A 15,641-nucleotide genomic window follows, 5' to 3' on the forward strand; every position below is an offset into this window, starting at 1 on the left:
GGCCTTGCGCTTAGCACGCGGCCGCGCACCGAGGCAAAGCCCGGCGGCGGGCTGGCGTCCATGCGAAAACGCCGATCAGGCAGCCACCCGATCGTCGCCGCCAAGGCATGCGGCAAGTCCCTGCAACGCGCTGTACTGGTGCGCAGTGCGGCGCTGGATGAACAGCGTCTCGACATGCGCGTGCCGTGGATTGAGCTTGTGGATATGGATGTCGCGCTGGACGTGATCGCGTTCGACCACCGCGCGCGGCAGAAGCGTCACGCCCATGTCGGCGGCGACGCAGCCGACCATGCCGTCGAGCGTGCCGAGCTCGAAGCGGGCGGCGGACGGCCAGCCGAACTCGGCGAACACCTGTTCGAGGCGTTGCCGGTAGGTGCAGCCGGTGCGGAACACCAGCGCAGTGGGACCCGACTCCGGCGTGCCGGCTCGCAAGGCCGCAAGCGATTTCCAGCGCGGCGCGGTGACGAGCACCAGTTCCTCTGTGAAGGCTGATGTTGCACTCAGTTCGGCGTGCTCGATCGGACCCGCGACAAAGGCGCCATCGAGCGAGCCGTCGAGCACGGCCGCCACGAGATCGGCGGTCGGCGCGGTGCGCAAGGTCAGGCGCACCGCTGGATAGCGGCGATGAAACTCGGCAAGCAGCGTCGGCAGCCGCACCGCGGCGGTGGTCTCCATCGAGCCGATCGATAGCGGGCCTTTCGGCTCGCCATCGTCGCGCGCGGCGAGCACCGCTTCGCGCGACAGCGCCGCCATGCGCTGCGCATACGGCAACAGGCGGCGGCCGGCGCCGGTCAGCGACATGCCGCGGCTGTGACGCTCGAACAGCGCGGTGCCGATCTCGGCCTCCAGCGCCTTGATGCGCTGGGTGACGTTGGACTGCACGGTGTTCAGCTCGTCGGCAGCCCGGGTGATGCCGCCGAGCCGGGCGACCGTGGAAAAGGTGAGCAGGTCGGTCAATTCCATCTGGGATCACCGTTTCATTTTAGAGATGGTAGCGTTCTCTAGTATTCATTTTCCGAGAATGTTAGGCCCGCTTAGGCTGCGAGTCCAGAACAGCAAGCAGATCAGGGAGCAACGCATGCCGATCGGCACCGAATTGACGGCACGTCTGGGCATCACGCATCCGATCCTGGCGGCGCCGATGGCGATGATCACGGCAAGCCGGCTCGTGATGGCGGTGAGCGACGCGGGCGGCTTCGGCATTCTGGGTGGCGGCTATGGAGATAAAGCCTGGCTTGAGGCGGAGACGGCGGTGCTCAGGCGATATCACCGCCCGTTCGGGATCGGCTTCATCACCTGGAGCCTTGCCAGGCAGCCGGAGCTGATCGAGATCGCATTGGAGGCGCGGCCGCGCGCGGTGATGCTGTCATTCGGTGATCCCGCACCGTTCGCGCCCAGGATCAAGGCCGCAGGTGCGCTTCTGATCTGCCAGGTGCAAAGCGAGGAGATGGCGCAACAAGCGCTCGATTGCGGCGCCGACATCCTGATCGCGCAGGGCACGGAGGCGGGCGGTCACGGCGCCTCGCGCACCACGCTCGATATCGTCCCTGCGATCATCGATTTCGCGGCAGGGCGCGTCCCCGTCGTCGCGGCCGGTGGCATCGCGGACGGGCGTGGCCTCGCGGCGATGATGATGCTCGGCGCATCCGGCGTGCTGATGGGAACGCGCTTCTATGCCAGCGTCGAGGCCGATGCGCCCGAGAAGGCGAAGCAGCTGATCTGCGCGGCGAAGAGCGGCGAGACGGTGCGTGGCGTTGTGATGGACTGGTCGCGCAAATTGCAGTGGCCGGCGCCATTCACCGCGCGTTCGCTTGCCAACGATCATCTGCGACGCTGGTCTGGCCACGAGATCGAACTGATGCAGCGCGCGGACGAGATCGCGGTGGAATACGCCGCCGCGAGGGCCGCGGGCAATTTCGACATTGCCGCGGTGTTCGCCGGCGAGTCCGTCGGGCTGATCCATGATATCGTTCCTGCGGCCGAGATCGTCGGCCGTATCGTCGCCGAGGCCGAGCAGTCGTTGCAGGGCCGGCGCAACTTTTTCCCTTCTCCCCTTGTGGGAGAAGGCGGTGCGGACAAAGTCCGCGCCGGATGAGGGGTCGGTGTCCGCGGAGACAAACCCCTCACCCGACTTCGATGCTTCCGCATCGAAGTCACCCTCTCCCACAAGGGGAGAGGGTCTTCTGAGCAAGCCAGGAAAGAGACACACCATGTGGCCGGACCGTCGATTGATCGATCGTTTCAAGACCGAATTCCCGATCGTGCTGGCGCCGATGGCCGGCGTGATGGATGCGGAGCTCGTGATCGCGGTGGCGCAGGGCGGCGGGCTCGGCTCGCTGCCATGTGCGATGCTCTCGGCCGAGAAGGCGCGTGAGCAGGTCAACATCATCCGCCAGCGCGTCTGTGCGCCGGTCAACCTCAACTTCTTCTGCCACAAGGCGGTCGACGCCGATCCGGCACGCGAGGCGGCATGGCGGCAGCGGCTGGGGCCTTACTATCGCGAACATGGCCTCGATCCGGATGCGCCGATCAACGCCGCGAACCGCGCGCCGTTCGACGCGGCATTCTGCGCAGTGGTCGAGGAGCTGAAGCCCGAGGTCGTCAGCTTCCATTTCGGCCTGCCGGAGCCAAAGCTGTTGCAGCGGGTGAAGGCAGCGGGCGCAATCGTGATGTCGTCGGCGACGACAGTGAAGGAGGCGATCTGGCTCGAGGAGAACGGTGCCGACGTCGTCATCGCACAAGGCGCCGACGCCGGCGGCCATCGCGCCATGTTCCTGACCAATGATATCGCCGAGCAGCCCGGCACGTTCTCGCTGCTGCCGCAGGTGGTGGATGCGGTGAAGGTGCCGGTCGTCGCGGCCGGCGGCATCGCCGACGGACGCGGGATCGCCGCGGCCTTTGCGCTCGGAGCATCGGGCGTGCAGATCGGCACCGCGTTCCTGCGCTGTCCGGAATCCAAGGTGTCCGCGCAGGGCCGCGTCGCGCTGGCACAGGCCAGCGATGAATCGACTGTGATCACTAATGTGATGACCGGCCGTCCGGCGCGGGGTGTCGCCAACCGCGTGATGCGCGAGGTCGGCCCGATCTCACCAGACGCGCCGGCGTTCCCGCATGCGGCGACCGCCCTCGGGCCGCTGAAGGCGGCTGCCGAAAAACTCGGCAAGGTCGATTTCACCAATCTCTGGGCCGGGCAGGCGGTGCGGATGGGCAAGGAAATGCCTGCCGCCGAGCTGACCCGCGTACTGGCGGGCGGTGCACTGGCACGGATGGGAGCTCTGTCTCAGGCCTGACGCGCCGGCTCGCTCCGGTTGATCACCAGATGCTCGGTCGCGAGCCTGCGATAATGCGCGGCCATTTCCTTGTAATGTTGCCGGGAGATCGGATCCGCGGCGCTCTCGGCGCGGCGCTCGAACATCTCGGCCTTTTCCTGCAGAGCTTTCGCCCGGGACTTGGCCATCGTTCGCCTCGCTCAGACCAGACAGGCCACGTAGAGGATCGCGATCCCCAGCACCGTGCCGATCGACCACAGGGCGGGATCCCAGCCCTCCGACCGGGGGCGGCTTTCCAGCGTTTGCATGACGCACTCCGAACTTTTTCTATTTGGAGGGAGTAGGCGCCCTGAATGTTTCGGCACCACTTCGTGGCAGCCGCAAAGTGGTTTCGTCGCAGGCTTTTGCGTCCCGAATGCGCGCCGGAATGTCTCGCCCGGGGCGCCCGGCGGGGTGCCGAAGCCCCGGGCTGAGGGATTCGCGCGGTTGCGGCGCAAAACCGGCCTCTGCTATACGGCGGGCTGACCTTTGAGCCCCGAGGCCCTATATAATGTCCGTAGACGCCACAACCGTCCGCCGCATCGCGCATCTGGCGCGGATCGCGGTCAGCGACGCCGAAGTTCCCCATCTCCAGGGCGAGCTGAACGCGATGCTGGCCTTTGTCGAGCAGTTGTCGGAGGTGAACATCGACGGCGTCGAGCCGATGACCTCGGTGACGCCAATGGAGATGAAGAAGCGCGCCGACGTGGTCAACGACGGCGAGATCGCCGACGACATCGTCCGCAATGCGCCTGATGCGATGAACCACTTCTTCCTGGTGCCGAAGGTGGTCGAGTAACGTCCTGATTGGAAAGTCCGATGTGTCTGCTCTGCGACGATGAGAAGGCCTACAAGGCCTACATGGACTTCCTCGATGCGATGGAGCGCAAGGGGAAGGTCGCCGACCCCAATGCGGCGATGGACGCCGTGCTCGACCATCTCGAGGCGCTCGATGCCGCCCGTGCCAAGGAAAATGCCCAGAGAAATATGAGCCCCCGGCAAGACGACCCCGCCAACGACAAGACCCTGTCTCCGTTCTTCTGCAGCCCGATCAATAAATGACCGATTTGACATCGCTGACGATCGCCGAGGCCCGCGAGGGCCTGGCGAGCAAGTCTTTCACCGCCGTTGAGCTGACCGATGCGCATCTCGCTGCCATCGAAGCCGCGCGCGTGCTCAATGCCTATGTGCTCGAGACGCCGGACCGGGCGCGCGAAATGGCCAGGGCCGCCGACGAGAAAATTGCAAAGGGCGAGGGCGGACCGCTGGCGGGCATCCCGCTCGGCATCAAGGACCTGTTCGCGACCCGCGATATCAGGACCACGGCGTGCTCGAAGATCCTCGGCAACTTCATTCCGCCCTACGAATCCACAGTGACCTCGCAGCTCTGGCGCGACGGCGCGGTGCTGCTCGGCAAGCTCAACAACGACGAGTTCGCGATGGGCTCGTCGAACGAGACCTCGTGCTTCGGCCCGGTCACCAACCCCTGGCGGCGCGAGGGCTCCAACACCACGCTGGTGCCCGGCGGCTCGTCCGGCGGCTCGGCTTCGGCCGTGGCGGCGCTGCTGTGCATGGGCGCAACCGCGACCGACACCGGCGGCTCGATCCGCCAGCCCGCCGCGTTCACCGCGACCGTCGGCATCAAGCCGACCTACGGCCGCTGCTCGCGCTGGGGCATCGTCGCCTTCGCATCCTCGCTCGACCAGGCCGGCCCGATCGCGCGCACGACGCGTGACGCCGCGATCCTGATGCGCTCGATGGCCGGTCACGATCCCAAGGACACCACGTCGGTCGACATCGCGGTACCGGACTATGAGGCCGCGATCGGCAAGTCCGTGAAGGGCATGAAGATCGGCATCCCTAGGGAGTATCGGCTCGACGGCATGCCGGCCGAGATCGAAAAACTCTGGAGCGAGGGCGCGCAGTGGCTGAAGGCCGCCGGCGCCGAACTCGTCGAGGTGTCGCTGCCGCACACCAAATACGCGCTGCCGGCCTATTACATCGTGGCGCCGGCGGAGGCCTCGTCGAACCTCGCGCGCTATGACGGCGTCCGCTATGGGCTGCGCGAGCCGGCCAAGAACATCATCGAGATGTACGAGAACTCTCGTGCCGACGGCTTTGGCGACGAGGTGCGCCGCCGCGTGCTGATCGGCACCTATGTGCTCTCGGCGGGCTACTACGATGCCTATTATCTGCGTGCGCAGAAGGTGCGGACGCTGATCAAGAAGGATTTTGAGGACTGCTTCGCCAAGGGCGTCAATGCGATCCTGACGCCGGCGACGCCGTCGGCGGCGTTCGGCATCGGCGAGAAGGGCGGCGCCGATCCGGTCGAGATGTATCTCAACGACATCTTCACGGTGACCGTGAACATGGCGGGCCTGCCGGGCATCGCGGTGCCCGCGGGCAAGGACACGCAGGGCTTGCCGCTCGGCCTGCAACTGATTGGCCGTCCGTTCGACGAGGAGACGCTGTTCTCGCTCGGCGAGGTGATCGAGCAGGCGGCCGGCCGGTTCGCGGCGCCCAAATGGTGGTGAACGATGGCGGATTTCCGCGCCAGTCTCGCTGACGCTGCGCCTGATGCGGCGCTGTCGCCGCCGCTTGCCGCGTTGTGGTGGGCGAGGAAGGGCGATTGGGATCAGGCGCACCGCATCGTGCAGGACGAGAGCGACGCCAATTCGGCCTGGGTGCATGCCTATCTGCATCGCGTCGAGGGCGATCTCGGCAATGCAGGCTACTGGTATCGCCGGGCCGGCCAGCCGGTCGCAAAGGACACAGTTGAGGCCGAGTGGGAGCGGATCGTCTCCGCACTTTTGGTCTGAAGGACCGGTGCCAAGTGCGGTGTCTTGGCGCCGCGAGCATTAACCCTGTTTCGGCCGCCATGCCGCCGCCCAGATTGGCCGTGATAGGCTGGTGGAACGGGCGGGGCTAGCGGCAAAGAGAGTATTCGTGCGTGGGTCGGGCATAGGGGGATGGCTGTCAGCGTTGCTGGTGGCTGCGGTGGCGGTGGGCCTTGCCGGCTGTGCAACCGTCTACAATCTCCCGGGCAACGTACCGCTCGGCGCCGCGGCTGCCGACACCAGCGGTGTCAGCGATATTCCAAGCTATGAAGACGATCTGCTGCTCGCGCTGTCGTTCTCCGGCGGCGGCACGCGCGCCGCGGCGTTTTCGTTCGGCGTGCTCGAAGAACTCGACCGGGTGCGCTCCAGCGCTGCCGGCACCAAGACGCTGCTCGACCGCGTCGACTTCGTCTCCGGCGTCTCCGGCGGATCGGTCACCGCGGCCTATTTCGGATTGAAGCGGCGCGCGGCGCTCGACGATTTCCGCGAGCGCTTCCTGCTGCGCAACGCCGAGGAGGGGCTGAAGACCAGGATCTCGCTCGGCAATATCGGGCGCGCGCTGGGCGGCGGCGTCAACGACAGCCAGTTCACCGACTGGCTCGATCAAAACCTGTTCGACGGCGCGCGGTTCGAGGCATTGCCGGACGACCGCCGGCCGCGGGTCTGGATCAACGCGTCAGATATCTACAACCGCACGCCGTTCGTGTTCGGCAAGACGTCGTTCGATGCGCTGTGCAGCGACATCCGCTCCTATCGTGTCGCCGAAGCTGTGGCGGCATCCGCCGCGGTGCCGCTGGCATTCGCCCCGATCGTGCTGCAAACCTATCCCGGCGGCTGCGCCGCGCCGCTGCCGCCCTGGCTGGATCGGGTGCGCAACGATCCGAATGCGCAGCCGCTGCTGCGCTCCTATGCCGAGGCCCAGGCGCGCTACCGCGACGGCTCGATGCGCTACGTCAAGCTGCTCGATGGCGGCCTCGTCGACAATTACGGCCTGTCGGGGCTGAGTATCGGCCTGCTCGCCGCGCAACGGCCCTATGAGCCGCTGAGCGAACGGCAGGCGGCCAAGCTCAGGCGTATCCTGTTCCTGGTGGTCGATGCCGGCCGCGGCATCTCCGGCGACTTCGTGCAGACGCTCGAAGGGCCGAGTGGTGTCGAGCTGGTGTCGGCGGCTGCCGACACCGCGATCGATGCCAGCGTGCGCTCCAGCTACGCCGCCTTCACGTCGCTCGCCAACGACTGGTCCGGCAAGCTGAAGCGCTGGCGCTGCGGCCTGTCGGCGGCGGATCGCTCCAGGCTCGGCGTCGGCGCCGGCTGGAAATGCGGTGACGTCGCGATCTATGTCGAGCGGCTCGGCTTCGACCGGCTCGGACCGGAGCGTGCCGGCATCTTGAACGCCATCCCGACGCGGCTTTCGCTGCCGCCCGAGCAGGTCGACCAGCTGATCACGGGCGGCGCGGACGCGCTGCGCTCGAGCAAGGCCTATCAGCAGTTCCGCCGCGGCCTCTGATCCGTGCCGGATGCGCCGGTGCGGGCCGCAAGGCGGCTTGACTGACGCGATCGGTTGCGCGAAGCCCAATCCATCCCAGATATCACTTGTCCGGAAACCGAGATCCATGACCGCATCTGCCGCCCCTCACAAACTGATCAAGAGCGCCACCGGCGATTGGGAGGTCGTGATCGGCATGGAGGTCCATGCCCAGGTCACCTCGAACGCGAAGCTGTTCTCCGGCGCGTCCACCGAGTTCGGTGGCGAACCCAATTCCCATGTCTCGCTGGTCGATGCCGCGATGCCGGGCATGCTGCCCGTGATCAACGAGGAGTGCATCCGCCAGGCGGTGCGCACCGGTCTCGGGCTGAATGCGCAGGTCAACCTGCGCTCGGTGTTCGACCGCAAGAACTATTTCTATCCGGACTCTCCGCAGGGCTACCAGATCAGCCAGTACAAGTCGCCGATCGTCGGCGAGGGCGAGGTGGTGCTCGAGCTCGATGGCGGCCGCAGCGTCACGATCGGGATCGAGCGGCTGCATCTGGAGCAGGACGCTGGCAAGTTGCTGCACGATCAGTCGCCGACGATGTCCTTTGTCGACCTCAATCGCTGCGGCGTCGCGCTGATGGAGATCGTCTCCAAGCCCGATATCCGCGATGCCGAGCAGGCCAAGGCCTATGTGACCAAGCTGCGCTCGATCCTGCGCTACCTCGGCACCTGCGACGGCGACATGGAGAAGGGCAGCCTGCGCGCCGACGTCAACGTCTCGGTGCGCCGTTACGGCGAGACCGCGTACGGCACCCGCTGCGAAATCAAGAACATGAACTCGATCAACTTCATCGGCCAGGCGATCGAATACGAGGCGCGGCGTCAGATCGAGATCATCGAGGACGGCGGCTCGATCGACCAGGAAACCCGGCTGTTCGACCCCAACAAGGGCGAGACGCGCTCGATGCGCTCCAAGGAAGAGGCGCACGACTACCGTTACTTCCCCGATCCCGATCTGCTGCCGCTCGAATTCAGCCAGGCCTTCGTCGACGAACTCAAGGCGCAGCTGCCGGAACTGCCGGACGAGAAGAAGTCCCGTTTTATTACGGGCTTCGGCCTGTCGTCCTATGATGCGAGCGTGCTGGTCGCCGAGCGCGAGAGCGCGGAGTTCTACGAGACCGTGCTCGCGCGTCTCGCCGACAAGGCGCGCGACGGCAAGCTTGCCGCCAACTGGGTGATCAACGAGCTGTTCGGCCGTCTCAACAAGGAAGGCGTGGCGATCGCAGCCTCGCCGGTGTCGGCGGAGCAACTCGCCGCGATCGTCGACCTGATCGGCGAGGGAGCGATTTCCGGCAAGATCGCCAAGGACTTGTTTGAGATCGTCTGGCAGGAGGGCGGCGATCCGCGCGCGCTCGTCGAGGCGCGCGGCATGAAGCAGGTCACCGACCTCGGCGCGATCGAGAAGGTGGTCGACGACATCATCGCGGCCAATCCCGACAAGGTCGAGCAGGCGAAGGCGAAGCCCGCGGCCCTTCAATGGTTCGTCGGTCAGGTGATGAAGTCGTCGGGCGGCAAGGCGAACCCGAAGGCGGTGAACGAGCTCTTGAAGTCCAAGCTCGGCGTCTGAACGAACAGGACAATGATGTTGTCCTTGGCGCATGATCCAGTCGGATCATGCTCTCGCGACATCACCATCGGCGTCGTCGCGCGCGCGTGAACGCGGCGTGATCCTGCCTCACACCCTCCCGCGACGGTCGCACTGACGCCTTCCGCGCCGAATCGCCGAAGCTGCGATTCGTTCGCGAATTCGGTCCGGGCGACCTCAAACGAGGCAAAAGTCGTCTTACCCACGAAAATTTTTTCGTTGCCAAAAATTACGACTCGGCGTCCGCGACGCGGCGCTTTTCGTCGCGGCTTGCGACTCAACGCAATGACGATCGCGCGTCGATTGCTCGAATGCGAATTCAAGAAGTGCCTGCAATACGGGCGTTTCCTGCAACGTTGACAAATGCCGATGTCGGCCGTTGCTGCATTTCTTGCATCGTCGCGTGAACGCAATGCCGATTTGATCGGTGACGCGCGCTGTGCGCACTGCCACCGCTGCGTCAACACTTCCTTAAGCGGGACACTGTTTTTTTCGGTCTGTTGGTGTATTCGGGAAGTAGTGCATATCGATTCCCGAGTGCACGCAGCGAGAGCCATCTCACATACTGGAGGGCAACATGGCTAAGAAGGCAAAGAAGGCGAAGAAGGCGAAGAAGGCGAAGAGCGCAGTGAAGAAGACTGCGAAGAAGACCCGCAAGGTCGCCAAGAAGAAGTAAGCCTCTCGCCTTGAGAGGATTGCCGGCGGCTTGATGCCGGCACGTCGCGAGAGCCAGCGGACGGACTGCTGAGAGGCACATCCCACCCCCAAGGCTCTGGCTGACGAAAGAGGGTGTCGGCGAGACATCAGGTCAAACGGCTGGATCGAATTTCGGAGAGGGCAACCTTCCCAAAAGCGGTCCGGCAGAAGAAACAGAGATTTCTTCGTTCGGTGCGGGGCCGGCTCGGTTCCGCAATTTCACCGGCGAGAATGCCGAGCTGAAATCTGGTCCTGACGTGTTCGCCGACCCCCTCGTTCCGGCGGCCCGCGCAGTCCGCGCCCGGCAGCCACTTTCCACATCCCATTGTCTGGATCGACGTCGGGCCTGATGGCCTCGCGTTCTTTGTGCGCGCGCCCGTACCGCGGCTTCGTACACCGTCCGCCGGACGTGCCGGCCCGCCGTCAACTCATCGATTGATCACCTGCGTCGGCGGCCGGGACCGGCCGGCGCCCGCGGCCATTGTCCGCAATGGTTATCGATGTCCGAAGCACCAGGGTAAACCGGCATTCACGAATGCACGGAAATGCCTGCGGCACAGGCACTTCTGCGATTCCGGGGAATGCGCCCGGCGGGCCCGATTTACATCCCGTTCATCGCGATACTTAAACCGCTCTTCAAATTTGATGGGCCATGATCATCCCAACAAGCCGGCAAACGGCGAGCGCATGATCCCAGGATCGGCGCGGCGCATGATCCCAGGATCAGCGCGGGGATAACAAGGCGTTTCAACAGTGGACGGGGGCCGCGCTCGGGGGAGGGCGGCCAACAACAAAAAGGGGAATGACGACAATGTTTCAGGGGGTCATCGATCAGGAAAGCGCTGTCCCGGTTGCTGCGACTGCAATCCAGGATGTGCTGTTCGAGCGTGGCATGTATTGGGCGAGCGGCCGCTCCGGCGTGGTCAACCTCGTCGCGGCGCACAAATGGTTCAACCTGGCGGCGCTCAAGGGACGTACCGACGCAATCGCGCACCGCCGCGAAGTCGCCGAGCAGATGTCCGACGTCGAGATCGCTGCCGCCCAGCGCGAAGCGCGCGCCTGGATGACGACGCACTAAGCATTCGTTTTGACGCGTTTTGTTCACGCGAACCGGTAGTCCCCTTCGCTCGAAAACGCACAGCTCGAGCTGGGAGCCTCGGCTCCCTCGCTCCATCTAGAACCAGTATCGCGCGGCGTAGATCACGGTCATCAGCGCTCCGGCGGCGATGACGAACTGCCGGACGATGTGAGCCGGCAGGATCCGGATCAGGTGGCCTCCGGTATAGCCGCCGATCATGGCGCCGAGCAGCATCACAGAGGTCTCCGGCCACCGTACCGCTCCTTGCGCGATGAAGATCAATGTGGCGGCGAGCGACACGCAGGTCGCCAGCAGGTTCTTCAATGCCTTGATCGCCCTGATGTCGTTGGGTTCCGTGATCGACAGCACCGCGGTCAGGATGACGCCGAGCCCGGCACCGAAGAACCCTCCATACACGCACGCCAGTCCGAGCACCGCACTGCTTGCGCCGGTCGAGGGCAGAGCTGCGGCTTTCTGATGTCCGGTAGTCAACGCCTGGATCTGTGGCGCGAAGGCAAACAGCAGCGTTGCGAATGCAATCAGGGCCGGCACCGGCAGCACGAACAGCCGCTCGGGAAGCAACAAGAGGACGCCGGCACCGGCTGCGCCGCCAACGGTCGAGACGGCGACGAAGCTGATCGTGCGCCGCGTCGGCGACGGCAGCTTGCCGCGATCGGCAAGGGCTGCGATCAAATGCCCCGGCGAGATCGCTACCGCATTCGACGCATTGGCGATGACCGCCGGCAGGCCTGCGGCGAGCATCGCTGGAAACGTGATGAGCGTCGCGCCACCCGCCAATGCGTTGATGACGCCTCCCGCGCCACCGGCCGCGAGCAGCAGAACATTTGTCTGGGTATCCATCCTTCACCCCTTTGCAGGGTGAGCAGGGTAGTGGCCGGAGCAGTGGCCGGTCTGGAACGTCTGTGACGCTGCTTCAATCGCGCCAGTAGACGCCCGGTGTCGTGCCGAAGGTGCGGCGGAACAGGCGGGTGAGGTGGCTTTGGTCGGAAAAGCCGGCATCCGCCGCAACGGCTGCGATCGGCTCGCCGGCGCGCAGCAGCCGCCGGGCAAGATTGAGCCGGGCGAGCAGGCGGAAGGCGTGCGGCGCGACGCCGAGCTCGCGCCTCACCATGCGGCTGAATCCTTCGCGGCTTCGCCCGAAGCTCGCGGCAATCTCACCAATCGGCTCGGGGCTCTCCGTCAAGGCAGTGCTGAGCTTGGCTCTGCCGGTGTGCCCGGCTGAGCGGGACGGCACGCGCGACAGCGTGTCGTCGGCGATCTCGCTGATGTGCGCGGGCGATATCTCGTCGATGCTCCGCCAGCGGTTTTCGACACTGATGATCCGGAGCGACGAGCAGGCGCGGTTCGCCGGAACATAGGCATTCAGGCAAACCGTCTCCGCGCCCGGTGTCGCCATCGGTGCATGCAGCATTCCCGCCGGGATGAGCGCGGCATGGCCCGCAGGCACGGTGACGGTCGCGCCGTCGATGCGAAAGGCGCGCGACCCCGACAGCACCAGCACGATCTGGCTCTCGTCATGGAAGTGCGGTCGGAGGCCGAGCGAGCCGGCACCGCGCCACGACGCCAGCTCGACGATGTCGTCACTGTCGGCGCGCCGGTAGGTCCAGGCTTTGGTCATGGCGAACCGGGGGATCACAGAGGCTCGAACCGAGGGGTGGGTGATCCCTGAGCGTAGCACGGGGGTCACCGACCGTCATGGGACGTCACCGCCGCGCGACTGAAGCCATCGGCGAGGCCGTTCGTATCGTCGCGACAGCGATGAGGGCGGCCACGAGGTTGGCGGCTGCGCTGATCGCCACCGGGATGAAGTAGCTGTGGCTGACGTCGAACGCGAAGCCGGCAGCGCTCGGACCCAGCAGTGTGCCGAAGGCGACGCTGGTGTAGAGGATGCCGATGATGCCGCCGACATTGCGGCCGCCGAAATGGTCGGTGACCACGGCTGGCAGGATCGCCACCCAGCCGCCATAGAACACGCCGAACAGCAGCGCGAAGACCGTGAGCGACCAGAAGGTGTCGGCGATGGCCCAGATCGCCAGCGAGACGGCCATGCCGAGATACATCGCAACCAGGAACGCATCGCGGCCGACCCGGTCGGCGATGCCGCCGAGGAAGAAGCGGCCGGCGGTGCTGCCGACACCGATCATCCCGAGCAGCAGCACGGCGAGCGTCGGCGCCACCTGATGGTCGACGGCAAACGGCACCAGGTGCACGAAGGGCACGAACACCCCGAACGCGCTGATCAGGCAGGCCGCATAGAGCCCGGCGAACCGGCCAGTTCGCACCGCACCGCGGATCGAGACGCCCTGGCGGAGCGGCGCGCCCGAAACCGCTTCAAGCGGATCGCCATCCGGTCCGGTGCCATAGCGGCGCGGATCGTCGGCGATCAGGAGCGATGCGCCGATCCCGGCGACGGCGGCGACGACGCCCAGCACGACATAGGCATCGCGCCAGCCGAGGCTCGTGATCAGCCAGGTTGCGAGCGGCGGCATCACCAGTGTCCCGACTCCGATCCCGCTGACGGCGAGGCCCGACGCAAACCCGCGCCGCCTGACGAACCAGCGCTGCACGGCGCCCAAGGTCGGAACGTAGGCGCAACCGACGCCCGCGCCGATGCCGATGCTGTAGGCGGCGTAGACCTGGAGGATGGTCTGCGCCTGTCCTGCCAGCACCATGCCGAGACCGACCAGCGCCATTCCAAGGACCGCGAGCCTGCGTGCGCCCCAGCGATCGGCAAGCGGGCCGGAGACGATGCCGAGACCGAAATACAGGAAGCCCGCGAACGAGAACACCAGCGAGACCGAACCTCGCGAGGCGCCGAACTCCCGCTGCAGCGACTCGACAAAGGACGAGAACGTGTAGGCGCTGCCGAAGCCGACGAACGTCACGACGAACGCTGCTGCGACGACATACCAGCCATAGAACGGCTTTGCTCTCTGATAACCGGCGTGCATGACGGCGTTCCTCATGATCGTTCTCCCTGTGATGCGCCGCCGCCCGCCTTGGCCGGCGGATAGAGCAGCATCTGCGTGCAGCGAAACAGCGCGATGGCCTTGCCCGTCGCCTCGCTGCGGATCTCGGCATCCCACACCTGGGTCGTGCGTCCGGCATGAACGAGGCGCGCTTCGCAACTGACGCCGCCTTCGCGTGCGATGCCGATGAAGTTCGTCTTCAACTCTCCGGTCGCAAAGCCGATCGCGTCGTCCGGCAAGGAGGCGAGGCAGCCGAAGCCGCACGCGGTATCCGCCAGCGCGACGATGCCTGCGCCGTGCAAGAGCCCGTGCGGCGAGAAGTGCTTTGCGGCAATCTCGAAGCGGCCGCGGATGAGGCCGCGTTCGGCTTCGAGCCATTGAAAGTCCAGCAGGCCGGGCAGGCTGCCGGGTTGCGATGCGTTGATGCGGTCGACGCGTTGGCGGGTATCGCTGCCCGCACCGATCTCGTGCAGGGCGAGTGTGTATGGGACCTCGGTCATGTCCTGTTCCGGCTCCATTAGGGAACCGAGAGCCGCCGTCGCGAGCCATGATAAAGATTAGAAAATCTATCCTAATTGGCCCGAATCTCTCTGAGTTGACGCAGCTCTCGGCGTTACGGTAGGCTGATTGAGCGCCGGCAAGGCCCCGTTGGCAAACCAGATTTGCTGCGCGATTGAGATTAGAAAATCTAAATCATGGAGAGCAGGCTTCCACCCCTGAACGCGCTCAAGGCGTTCGAATCCGCCGCCCGCCATCTTTCGGTGAAGCTCGCGGCCGAGGAGCTGTATGTGACGCCGGGCGCGGTCAGCCAGATGCTCAAGACGCTCGAAGCCCATCTCGGCGTCAAGCTGTTCGAGCGCGTCCCGCGCGGCATCTATCTCACCGACGCCGGGCGCGACTATCTGCCGTCGATCCGCAATGCGTTTCGCCAGATCGCGGAGGCATCGCGTCGCGTCGCTGCATCGACCGACGTCGGCACGCTGACGGTGAGCGTCACACCGTTCTTTGCGTCGGCCTGGCTGGTGCCGCGCATGGCGTCGTTTCAGGGGGCGCATCCCGAGATCGATCTGCAGATCGTCACCAGCAACACGCTGGTCGACTTCTCGCGCAACGGCATCGACGTCGCGGTGCGCCACGGCCTCGGCCGCTATCCGGGGCTGCGCAGCGACCGCGTCGTCACGGTCGAGATGGTCGCGGTCGCATCGCCGTCGCTGGTTGCACGTCTCGGGCGGCCGACGTCTCCCGGCGAGCTTCCGGGCTGGCCGCAGGTGCATGATGCCGATCGCAAGGGGTGGAGCCTGTGGTTTCAGGCCAACGGCATCACGGAGGTACGCACGGCGCGCGGTCCCTCGTTCGACGACAGCGGTCTGCTGCTGAAGGCCGTGCTGACCGGGCAGGGCGCGGGGCTTTTGCCGGCGGCGATGGTTGCAAATGAGATCGAGAGCGGCGAGCTGATCCAGCTGCTGGAGACCGCGCATCTGGAGGAGTTCGCGTACTATCTCGTCTGCCCCGACAACCGGCAGGGGCTTCCGAAGATCGCGGCGTTCAGGGAATGGATACTGGGACCGGCGGCACAGTCAGCACTTGGGGAGCGCTAGCTATCTCGCCGCGAC

Annotated in this window: 17 protein-coding genes; 10 read left to right on the forward strand and 7 right to left on the reverse strand. The window is 65.7% G+C overall.

Annotated features, from left to right (window positions below; translation table 11 throughout):
- Nucleotides 1-75: 75 nt before the first annotated feature.
- Nucleotides 76-963, reverse strand: coding sequence for a LysR family transcriptional regulator (locus Q0030_RS16585; RefSeq protein WP_298369012.1), 888 nt, complete (start codon nucleotides 961-963; stop codon nucleotides 76-78).
- A 58-nt stretch (nucleotides 964-1,021) separates the two neighbouring features.
- Here Q0030_RS16585 and Q0030_RS16590 point away from each other — a divergent pair, with 58 nt between their 5' ends.
- Together Q0030_RS16590 and Q0030_RS16595 are read left to right on the forward strand one after the other, a co-directional pair.
- Nucleotides 1,022-2,095, forward strand: a complete 1,074-nt coding sequence (locus Q0030_RS16590) for a nitronate monooxygenase (RefSeq protein ID WP_298369014.1) — start codon at nucleotides 1,022-1,024, stop codon at nucleotides 2,093-2,095.
- A gap of 115 nt (nucleotides 2,096-2,210) precedes the next feature.
- On the forward strand, nucleotides 2,211-3,290 hold the full coding sequence (locus tag Q0030_RS16595) for a nitronate monooxygenase family protein (RefSeq protein WP_298369017.1): 1,080 nt from the start codon (nucleotides 2,211-2,213) through the stop codon (nucleotides 3,288-3,290).
- Here Q0030_RS16595 and Q0030_RS16600 read toward each other — a convergent pair.
- Nucleotides 3,281-3,457, reverse strand: a complete 177-nt coding sequence (locus Q0030_RS16600) for a hypothetical protein (RefSeq protein ID WP_298369019.1) — start codon at nucleotides 3,455-3,457, stop codon at nucleotides 3,281-3,283. The two genes, Q0030_RS16595 and Q0030_RS16600, sit on opposite strands and share 10 nt — an antisense overlap.
- 362 nt (nucleotides 3,458-3,819) lie before the next feature.
- Between Q0030_RS16600 and gatC the strand changes: the two genes are divergently transcribed.
- The 6 genes from gatC to gatB all read left to right on the forward strand — a co-directional run bounded on the left by gatC (nucleotide 3,820) and on the right by gatB (nucleotide 9,246).
- Complete coding sequence (gatC, locus tag Q0030_RS16605; RefSeq protein ID WP_298369021.1) at nucleotides 3,820-4,107, forward strand: Asp-tRNA(Asn)/Glu-tRNA(Gln) amidotransferase subunit GatC; 288 nt, start codon at nucleotides 3,820-3,822, stop codon at nucleotides 4,105-4,107.
- A 20-nt stretch (nucleotides 4,108-4,127) separates the two neighbouring features.
- Nucleotides 4,128-4,370 carry a hypothetical protein gene (locus Q0030_RS16610; protein ID WP_173642511.1) on the forward strand — a complete coding sequence of 81 codons (243 nt, stop codon included), beginning with the start codon at nucleotides 4,128-4,130 and terminating at the stop codon, nucleotides 4,368-4,370.
- Nucleotides 4,367-5,842, forward strand: coding sequence for an Asp-tRNA(Asn)/Glu-tRNA(Gln) amidotransferase subunit GatA (gene gatA, locus Q0030_RS16615; protein ID WP_298369027.1), 1,476 nt, complete (start codon nucleotides 4,367-4,369; stop codon nucleotides 5,840-5,842). The genes Q0030_RS16610 and gatA overlap by 4 nt, the downstream gene beginning before the upstream one ends.
- A 3-nt stretch (nucleotides 5,843-5,845) precedes the next feature.
- Nucleotides 5,846-6,127 carry a hypothetical protein gene (locus Q0030_RS16620; RefSeq protein WP_298369030.1) on the forward strand — a complete coding sequence of 94 codons (282 nt, stop codon included), beginning with the start codon at nucleotides 5,846-5,848 and terminating at the stop codon, nucleotides 6,125-6,127.
- Nucleotides 6,128-6,290: 163 nt separating this feature from the next.
- Complete coding sequence (locus Q0030_RS16625; protein WP_298369543.1) at nucleotides 6,291-7,652, forward strand: patatin-like phospholipase family protein; 1,362 nt, start codon at nucleotides 6,291-6,293, stop codon at nucleotides 7,650-7,652.
- Between the two features lie 106 nt (nucleotides 7,653-7,758).
- Entirely contained in the window at nucleotides 7,759-9,246 is a 1,488-nt protein-coding gene (gene gatB / locus Q0030_RS16630; protein WP_298369033.1) for an Asp-tRNA(Asn)/Glu-tRNA(Gln) amidotransferase subunit GatB, read from the forward strand.
- Here the strand turns inward: gatB and Q0030_RS16635 are convergent.
- A complete protein-coding gene (locus Q0030_RS16635) occupies nucleotides 9,168-9,587 on the reverse strand; it encodes a hypothetical protein (RefSeq protein ID WP_298369034.1) in 420 nt (139 codons plus the stop codon). The genes gatB and Q0030_RS16635 overlap by 79 nt on opposite strands.
- A gap of 1,184 nt (nucleotides 9,588-10,771) precedes the next feature.
- Between Q0030_RS16635 and Q0030_RS16640 the strand changes: the two genes are divergently transcribed.
- On the forward strand, nucleotides 10,772-11,038 hold the full coding sequence (locus Q0030_RS16640) for a hypothetical protein (RefSeq protein WP_021078341.1): 267 nt from the start codon (nucleotides 10,772-10,774) through the stop codon (nucleotides 11,036-11,038).
- Nucleotides 11,039-11,134: 96 nt separating this feature from the next.
- Here Q0030_RS16640 and Q0030_RS16645 read toward each other — a convergent pair whose 3' ends face one another.
- The 4 genes from Q0030_RS16645 to Q0030_RS16660 form a co-directional block, all read right to left on the reverse strand.
- Nucleotides 11,135-11,899 (reverse strand): sulfite exporter TauE/SafE family protein, encoded by a 765-nt coding sequence (locus Q0030_RS16645; protein ID WP_298369037.1) that lies wholly within the window; start codon nucleotides 11,897-11,899, stop codon nucleotides 11,135-11,137.
- 73 nt (nucleotides 11,900-11,972) lie between these two features.
- On the reverse strand, nucleotides 11,973-12,677 hold the full coding sequence (locus Q0030_RS16650; protein ID WP_298369040.1) for a helix-turn-helix transcriptional regulator: 705 nt from the start codon (nucleotides 12,675-12,677) through the stop codon (nucleotides 11,973-11,975).
- An 85-nt stretch (nucleotides 12,678-12,762) separates the two neighbouring features.
- Nucleotides 12,763-14,025, reverse strand: a complete 1,263-nt coding sequence (locus Q0030_RS16655) for an MFS transporter (protein ID WP_298369043.1) — start codon at nucleotides 14,023-14,025, stop codon at nucleotides 12,763-12,765.
- Nucleotides 14,022-14,546: a PaaI family thioesterase gene (locus Q0030_RS16660; protein ID WP_298369046.1), complete on the reverse strand. Its 525-nt coding sequence runs from the start codon at nucleotides 14,544-14,546 to the stop codon at nucleotides 14,022-14,024. The genes Q0030_RS16655 and Q0030_RS16660 overlap by 4 nt, the downstream gene beginning before the upstream one ends.
- 177 nt (nucleotides 14,547-14,723) lie before the next feature.
- Between Q0030_RS16660 and gcvA the strand changes: the two genes are divergently transcribed.
- The gene (gcvA, locus tag Q0030_RS16665; protein WP_298369047.1) at nucleotides 14,724-15,626 is read left to right on the forward strand and encodes a transcriptional regulator GcvA; all 903 of its coding nucleotides are present in this window, start codon (nucleotides 14,724-14,726) and stop codon (nucleotides 15,624-15,626) included.
- Nucleotides 15,627-15,641: the final 15 nt, after the last annotated feature.

Source organism: uncultured Bradyrhizobium sp., assembly GCF_947648125.1.
GTDB lineage: Bacteria > Pseudomonadota > Alphaproteobacteria > Rhizobiales > Xanthobacteraceae > Bradyrhizobium.